At 44.1% G+C, this 2,700-nt stretch carries 2 protein-coding genes and 2 pseudogenes; 2 read left to right on the top strand and 2 right to left on the bottom strand.

Features of this window, described 5'->3' with window-relative positions:
* A pseudogene (locus L1D55_RS26980) lies at positions 1-134 on the bottom strand (IS5/IS1182 family transposase); the annotation flags it as partial.
* A gap of 192 nt (positions 135-326) precedes the next feature.
* Between L1D55_RS26980 and L1D55_RS26975 the strand changes: the two are divergent.
* Positions 327-1,193 (top strand): hypothetical protein, encoded by an 867-nt coding sequence (locus L1D55_RS26975; protein ID WP_239919492.1) that lies wholly within the window; start codon positions 327-329, stop codon positions 1,191-1,193.
* Between the two features lie 85 nt (positions 1,194-1,278).
* Here the strand turns inward: L1D55_RS26975 and L1D55_RS26970 are convergent, their stop codons facing one another.
* The gene (locus L1D55_RS26970; RefSeq protein WP_116871010.1) at positions 1,279-2,157 is read right to left on the bottom strand and encodes an AEC family transporter; all 879 of its coding nucleotides are present in this window, start codon (positions 2,155-2,157) and stop codon (positions 1,279-1,281) included.
* Between the two features lie 366 nt (positions 2,158-2,523).
* On the opposite strand from L1D55_RS26970, the pseudogene L1D55_RS26965 reads away from it, so the two are divergent.
* Positions 2,524-2,655 (top strand): annotated as a pseudogene (locus L1D55_RS26965) (helix-turn-helix domain-containing protein); the annotation flags it as partial.
* Positions 2,656-2,700: the final 45 nt, after the last annotated feature.

The raw sequence follows: 2,700 nt of genomic DNA, 5'->3' as shown, positions 1-2,700 counted from the left end.
CGTTTACCATGGTGACTTTTACATTGCCATGCTTCAACGGCTGAGTCGTCAATCCAAAACGTTACTGAGCCTCGCTTGCACAAGGCTTCATTATACTCACTCCAGTTCGCTATCTTCTTCTTCGACTTACCCATAACAACACCATGCTTCTACTACATGGGATCAGATCGCAGGACTGAGAAAAGGTTCCAACTGATTTAGTCAACAACGCCGTTCAACTTAAATAACCAAGTTTGTGTGATCACTAAAGATGGCGCTACGATTGCTTTTGAAGTTGAAGACGGCGCAGCGAATTGTGCTTTGACGTGAATAAAGTAGACAAAGCAATGGCAAAGACGACAAGTGGTCTTGTTTTCTTTACTCGCTATGGATCTGCTGACGAGACCCAATACTCTATCGATAAAATCAGCCTGAATGGGCAAGAAATATCAAATACCTTCCTATTTAAATTCAAAGGTAAGTTGGTAGGTGATCTTGCGAAAGTGAAGAAAGCGCCTTCCGGTGAGTTCACCATCGAGCATTACATGGATTACGGGTCGGAAGATGGTCAGAAAATTGGTTACCGAGCGTACCAGTGGGCTGACAACTTTGCTGATGGCCAAGATGCTATCGTAAATTCTTTTGCGTACCTATACGGTTCTAACGTTAGTTTAGAAAATACTAAGACACCGTACTTCTGGGCGATGAAAGATACAGTATCTCCTTCTAAAGGTAACTCTGATTTCTATTTTGCTTCGACGGTTAGTCGTATGGCTCGCTCAACAGACAACAAGCTCACGCAAAAAGATAAGTATTCAAAACAGTCTCCGTCAGACTTGATTGCTTATAACTTTAATAATGCGAATAAACTGGTTGGCCTGAGCCCTGATGCTTGTACGATCAAACAAATCGCTGATGGCGAGAAAACGCTGACTTGGTACAAAGGTTTCAACCGAGATGAGAATTGTACTGCAACTGCAGCCGACCTTGCGGGTCGCGAGAAAGTGACGTCTGCAACGCTTACTAATGATGGCAGCAAGAAAATCTCAGCAGCTAGTCTAAAAGCAAGCGCACTTGAGACGCTTAAAGCTGTGGATCTAGAGTCTTCAACAGCATCTGATTTAACGGATAGTGACTTCGCTGCAATGAAAGCGAAGTACGACGGTGCAGTGAAGAAATACAGCAACTTCAATAGCATTCAGTTCTGGAAGTAAGCCTCTCACCTCCATCCTGATGAAAAAATGGGCAGTCTATCTGCCCATTTTTTATACCTGTCGTACAGCGGGCTCGCAGAAAATTTTAGGACATGGACAGGGCAAAAGACAGCAATATAGGCAGCGTTATCACGCTTAAGAAGTTGCCGAATAAAACCATAGAGGCGACCTTAGGTGGCTCTACGTTGAACCTTTCTGCAAACAGGTAATTCATCACAGCAGGTGGCAGCATGGTGAACAGTACCATCATCTGCAAGTGTAGAGTGGGTAGAGGAATGAAGAAGTAGATGATCGTAAAAGCGATCGCTCCAGTGAACAGAGATTGCGCTGTACATAACAAGCCGACTTTCAGACCACTCAGCCTCAAGTTGACCATTTGTGAGCCTAGTGACAACAGCATGATCGGGACAGCAGCTTGCCCAAGTAGCGATGTGGCTTCGTAGATAGGATTCCACACTGCAATACCGGATAAATTCAGTGTCATTGCTAATAAAGCAGCCAAGAATATTGGCATCTTGAAGATCTGTTTGATCGGGTTACCTTCGCTTAATAACGCTAAGCCTACACTGATATGAACACATGCCGATACCACAAACAGCAGTACCGCTGGGGCTAATGCACTTTCGCCAAAGGTATACGTGAATAGGGGGATTGCAAGGTTGCCGCTATTACGAAACATGTGTGGTGGAGCCCAAGCTTTGAAGTTGAGCTTAAAGATCTTACAGATCGGAATCATCAGTAGTGCGGGTACTAACACCGCAACCAAAGAGGCAGAAATCAGCGGCAGTTGTTCGGTGTCGAGTGGCATGGTGGTCAGCGATGCAAACACCAAAGCAGGAATACAGACATCCATATTAATGCGATTGATTGGCTTGAAATCGGGCTTAAGCCAACGGCCGACTGCAAAGCCAGCACTGGCGAGTGCAAAAACGGGAAACAGAATGCTAACGACCTGTTCGAACATAGAATTCCTTTCTAAGCGTGTGTTGTTTTAAGCGGACAATAGTTTAAAACGGACAATATTTGGCCTACCACCGTCTAACGTACCAACATAACTTGGCTGCGTCATGGGTGTTGAGCACACCACGAGTAATAATTTGTATTTCTTTGAATGAAGCACAAAAAAGACCAGTGGCGTTAGCAACTGGTCTTTTAAGGCTAGGCGAATCTGGACGGGTTCTTTAACAACAAAGGTTACCTAACAAAAGTGAGTTATTCGTTAACCCCGAATTCAGATAATAAGTGCGACACTTCATTGGTAGGACTGAGGAAGACAGCCAATTGTTGAGATTGGTATGCTCTTCTGACCAAAGAAACAAGCAGTTCCAACATGAAGTATCAACAATTGACTGAAGGGAAAAGATACCAGATTTCAGCCCTTTTAGAACAAGGTGTATCAATAAAAAACATTGCCCTTGCCATCGACTGCCATAGAAGCTCAGTTTATAGAGAACTTAGCCGTAATAGTGGAGACAGTTTATAGAGAACTTAGCCGTAATAGTGGAGA

The organism is Vibrio sp. Isolate22 (assembly GCF_022398115.1).
Lineage (GTDB): Bacteria > Pseudomonadota > Gammaproteobacteria > Enterobacterales > Vibrionaceae > Vibrio.
This window is presented reverse-complemented; position numbering and strand designations above follow the sequence as displayed.